4 protein-coding genes are annotated in these 4941 nt (G+C 57.7%); all 4 read left to right on the forward strand.

The window, feature by feature from the left end; genetic code table 11:
• Positions 1-101: 101 nt before the first annotated feature.
• Positions 102-2681, forward strand: coding sequence for a hypothetical protein (locus VMU57_RS17550; protein WP_325385770.1), 2580 nt, complete (start codon positions 102-104; stop codon positions 2679-2681).
• Positions 2682-2760: 79 nt separating this feature from the next.
• A complete protein-coding gene (locus tag VMU57_RS17555; RefSeq protein WP_325385772.1) occupies positions 2761-3606 on the forward strand; it encodes a TrbG/VirB9 family P-type conjugative transfer protein in 846 nt (281 codons plus the stop codon).
• 2 nt (positions 3607-3608) lie between these two features.
• Positions 3609-3842: a hypothetical protein gene (locus VMU57_RS17560; RefSeq protein WP_325385774.1), complete on the forward strand. Its 234-nt coding sequence runs from the start codon at positions 3609-3611 to the stop codon at positions 3840-3842.
• Positions 3842-4941: type IV secretory system conjugative DNA transfer family protein (locus VMU57_RS17565; protein WP_325385776.1), on the forward strand; the 1100-nt coding region annotated here is incomplete at its 3' end. The genes VMU57_RS17560 and VMU57_RS17565, both read left to right, overlap by 1 nt.

Here is a 4941-nt window from a genome sequence, read left to right on the forward strand (position 1 = left end):
ACACCCCACCCCTAACCCGGGCGGCCAGGCGAGAGACAAGAAACCGGCGTCAGCCAATCTCTTGTCACTTCGTCTTGAAGCGCCAGACAAGTGAGGAGAACATGACAGCGAACAGGACACAAAACGCGGCACTCGATCAACAGCTCATTCTTGAGTTGCGGATTGATGCGTCCGGAGAAGTGACCCGCAAGCCAACCAAGCTCGGACGGAAGGACACGCTTGAGGGAAAGCTCCTCGGGCAACTCTATCCCTGCATCCGAGTTGCGCGAGTCAGTGTGCCATATGAGTTGACGCCGTATGAGCAGTCTGTGGTCGAGAACCGCATGGCGAGCCTTCATTACGGCGGGGTCGAGTACAAACTAGTCGGCGCAAGCGGTTCGGCGAAGGATGGCAAGTTCTACTTCGTCGATCATGTGCACGCCGGCCCGATTGCTGAGCGCTTTCAGCATTGGCCCGAGGCGGCGATCGTGTATTTTGCGATCCTCGTCTCCGACTGCAAACTGATGGTAGAGGAGCCCGATCTACGCATCGCTGTGGTCAAGGATCATATCCTTGGCACCAACGATTGCCGAGGCTGGGTGCGTGAATCCCTCTATCGGAAGCTGAAGATAGGCACAAATCGCTTTTGCCAGTTCAGGCTGGCATTCGACGCGCGCGAACCGAAGCAGGCAAAGGGCGCATTGAAGGCAATGAGCGATCGCGTGGCCGACAAGCTCGCGGTCGACATCATCCTGCCCGAGAGCGCCTGCAAACCGGCCTTGAAGGGAGGAGTTCGATTTCTTCCACAACTGGTCACATCGGGCCGCATGTTCACGGGTCCGGCGATTCTCGGGATCAAACAGATCTCCCGTCAATCGGAGTTTGGGTCAAGCTACACCTTGATCGAGCACGCTTCGGAAGAGGCGCTGCAGTTTGAATTGAAGCTGTGGGCGCTCCAACGAATTAAGACAATGCGGAAGGCATGGGACGAAGGCGACTACCAGGCGCTGTTCGAAGTGATCGGCAAGTCCGAGGTTACAACGATCGACGATGGCGTCAACTTCGACCCTGACTCACTGGAACGAGAGGGCGAACAGGCTTCAGAAGGGTGTGACCCTGCGGAAGCGGTTCTGTTGGCGGACCGTAGTGGAAATGCAATCAAGATTCCCTACGTCTTCAACCAACTGAATCGCAAGCTAGCCCGCTGGGCATTTCGTGCCTGCACGAGCGCGGATCTGAAGCTGCCATCGTTTGCTCTGGCGGACGACGGTGTCCTCATCGAACATCGAGGGAGAATTCTTTCGGCGTCCGACTGGATACCTGAAGATTGCTCGATCACGTCGTTGACGGCTGAGCAGGGCCTTTGCGTCCGGTACCCAATTCGGATGCAGGAGGATCTTCTGCCCATCCGTCATCTCACCAACGAAGAGCTTGTACCGGCGCTCAAACAGGCGCTTGGAACAGCCGACCTCGATGAAACGCTGGTCGCAGCCATCCTTGAACGGCAACTCCGGATGGAGGGAACCTACATTCTCCATTCGAAGACCGCGAGCAAGAACGGCGGCGACTTCGACTTCGACACCATTTGCGTGATGCCATCCGATCAGTTCCCGAAGTTCGTTGCGGGAAGGATCGCGTATGGGCAAAAATTCCGGCAGGAAAAGACGAAGCATCAGAAAGCCAAGTCTCCCTGGTGGAATGCGTGCCCGGTTGCCATGAAGGCGCGGGGGAATCGAATCGGTTCGATCACCGATCTGAAGACCTCATGCCTTGCTGCAGGACGGCCCGATTTAGCCTACAAGCTCGTCGAGCAACTGCAGAACGCACTCGATTCCCTCAAACACAGGGTCGAGATTGATGAGTCTGTTGTCAGTGATATCAGGAAGGAGGTAGCGCCGGCGCCCTGGCTCCGCTACAAGCGGGAGCGTAGAGTGTCGGACCTGCCGGCCCATCTTGAAATCGCGGCTACGGACAAGGTTGGAAGGCTCTATAACCTCCTGCGCAAGGAACTCGGCTTTCTTCCCGACGAAACCGGCAACGGTTTCGAAGAGAAGATGGGGATCGAAGACTTCCGTGGACTCTTCTCGGGCGAGCACGTAACCCGGGAGATGTTCGAGGAATGCCAGCTGGTGAACTCGATCTATGGGGACATCGCTAGCCGGATCGTCCAGCGCGAGGATGAAGTCAAGCAGCAACTGAAGGACGCTCAGGCGCAATGGGAAACCGTGCGCAAGAGTGAAGACAAGGAACAGAGAAGGTCTGCGGTGCTTGCGCGAAACAAGGCGCAGGCGGCTCTTTGGGAACACGAGCAGGATGCACCCCCCCCCCCCAGTTCCCTGCACCTGTTCCTTCACTACTGGGCGCAAGGCAAGCAGGAGAACCGGCGGGCGTGGGCGCAGGCGATGAATGCAGTCGTCACTGGCGGCACAGGTTCCGGCGCGGTCCTTTTCCAGTCGTTTCCGCAGGAGGTGGTCGATGCCTTCGCGGAGGTGACTGGCGGTGAGCGGGTTCGTGTTCGAATGCCGAAGACCGTCAACGGCTACGCGTGGTTTGACGATGAGCGGCGGGCGTTCCTCGTCGAGCGAATCGCCAATCCCGATGGCCCGGAATGTGAAAAGAGAGTCTTTCTCTTTCAGTACAAGGGGAAGCGCAATCTGCTCTTCGAAAACACGAATGCTCCCATTCCCCTGGGGCACTCCTAGCCGGCGAAGGAGAAGACTGGCCTCTGGCTCGGCTTCTCCTTTCCGTTTTCAGACAAACGTTGCGCCCCAGGAGGCCGCTATGAAAACGCTCACGACGATTTCCCTTACTCTTGCGGTTGCCGCTGCGGGCGCGCAGACCACAAGCCAAAGCCAGATCCGTCACATTGAAACCTCGCTGAACCATCTCACGGTTCTCGAATTCGGCGAGTCCGTTGCCACGCTCGCGATAGCCGATCCCGACAGCTTTCAGGTCGAGCGGCATGACGACAAGGTCTTTGTGAAGCCGCTTCGTGAAGGGGTATCCACGAATCTCTTCATTTGGACTGCTTCGCGCGAGCTGAGCTATGAACTCGACCCTGCGGGCCAGCTTGCGGCAATGGATGTACTGGTCCGCACCGTGCCCGCGCCCAATCCACATGCTAGCGCGCGTGCCGCGGCCGAACCGTCAGATGCCGAGATCCGTAAGATCGCATCGCTAGTGCTGGGACAGGCGCTGATGGGAGTTGAGGACATTGCGCACGACGCGGACAAACGTCCAGCAGATCGTGTTCAGGTAAGTCTCGAACAGGTCTATCGCGCTAAGGACCGGATATACATTCGATATTCGGTCCTGAATCAGTCGAAGGCTCCGTTTCGGGTGACAACTCCGAATGTGTGCGCCCCGCTTCCGACCGAACAGCCAATCTCGCTTGTGAGTCTCAAGAATCACCAGATCACTTCCCAGACCTTCGCGGCCTTCAAAGCGCGAAATGTCTCTGGCATTCCAGTAACGCAGGCCGAAACCGGCACACGCGATCTTGCGCCGGGTGAGAAGACAACGGGAGTCATCAGCATCGAGAGTTCCGCGGGCAATCCACCGCAGATCTATCAATTGAACTTCGGCGCCGACCAGAACGGGCCGCTAAAGGTTGAGGTGGTTCTCTAGTCATGGACGCACAGGGCTACATCTCGGTGGAAGAAGTGCGCCAGGCACTTAGACAAATTTACTTGAGCGATGCCGAGTCCAACCTCCAGAATGCCCTACTTAATTCTCTTTCCGATGAACTAAAACCCGTCGATGAGAAGGGCCGCTGGAAGCCCAGCCAGCTTCCCGTTCTCACGGTCGTTCTCCTGTGCGCTCTGGTTGGCGTCTTTATCTACTTCTCCATTGGAGGACGCTGATGAGCCCGAACTACGATCAGCCCGGATCGCGCCAGAAAGGACCAGAGGATGTCGTGGGCGTCCTCGTGTTATTCGCCTGCGCCGCTGTTGGGTTCTGCTGGTACGTCGCCGTGTCGCGCCTCCATCTGCGCAATGACCAGTGCCTGGAAATCTTCCTCTACGGTGCCATCTTGTTCTTTGGTGGAGGCCTCATCATTGCGCAATTGGTTGGACGCAGGAAGAAGAGAGACGAAAACTGGCCGCACCCCGCCATCGCGATCCCGGCATCCAAGGACGCCAAGATGGTCTGCGACGCCGGCCAGGCCGGAGCTACGCTGCTCGGATACAACGTCCACAAGGAGCCTTGGCTCTGGCCGGATACGGTGCGGATGAAGCACGGCGTCATCGTGGGCGGCACAGGCGCGGGCAAGTCCACATTCCTTGAAAACATCATCGCTCAGGACATGACGCGGCGGTTTGGCGCGCGCAGGATGCCGATGATTATCTTCGACGGCAAGGGTGAGCGCGAGTTCCTTGACCGCCTTCTTCCGCACATCGAAGCCGCCGGCCGCCTGCAGGACTTGCGCGTGATCGATCCGACGCACCCTTCAGAGTCGGCACGATATAACCCCTTCTACGCGCTCGACGACGCCTATCAGGAGCATGTGAACTTCATCTTCCGCTCCTTTGGGCTGCGCGAGGATTTCTTCAAGGGGCACCAGGAGGCATATCTTTCAGACCTCGTTCGCGTCCTTCAGTACACTGGCAAGCTTTTCAATGTTTATGACGTGCTTGTGATGGCGCTCGATGAGCAGGTATTGCAAGAACAGATTGCGGTTGCGAAGGCTCGGCTTGCCTCTTGGCCCGGCATCTCTATGCAGAAGCGATTGAACTTCGAGATGTCAGTGAAAATGCTGCAACGGTCACTCTCGGACCGCGAGCGTGTCGAGAAGATTCAGGGGCTCTTGAATGAGTTGTTGAGCTTCCTGGAGGACGAGCTGTCGATCGTGACCGGTTCCTACCAGGACTTGCTGACGCTCGACGATGTTCTCGAACGGGATCTCATTCTGTTCGTCTCCCTCAATGCAAACCGCAATCAGCGCGCTGTCGAAGCCTTGGG

This window comes from Edaphobacter sp. (genome assembly GCF_035532915.1).
Taxonomy (GTDB): Bacteria; Acidobacteriota; Terriglobia; order Terriglobales; family Acidobacteriaceae; genus Edaphobacter.

Coding starts and splice junctions, on each gene's coding strand:
- VMU57_RS17550 (WP_325385770.1), top strand. CDS start 102: ATGACAGCGAACAGGACACAAAACGCGGCACTCGATCAACAGCTCATT.
- VMU57_RS17555 (WP_325385772.1), top strand. CDS start 2,761: ATGAAAACGCTCACGACGATTTCCCTTACTCTTGCGGTTGCCGCTGCG.
- VMU57_RS17560 (WP_325385774.1), top strand. CDS start 3,609: ATGGACGCACAGGGCTACATCTCGGTGGAAGAAGTGCGCCAGGCACTT.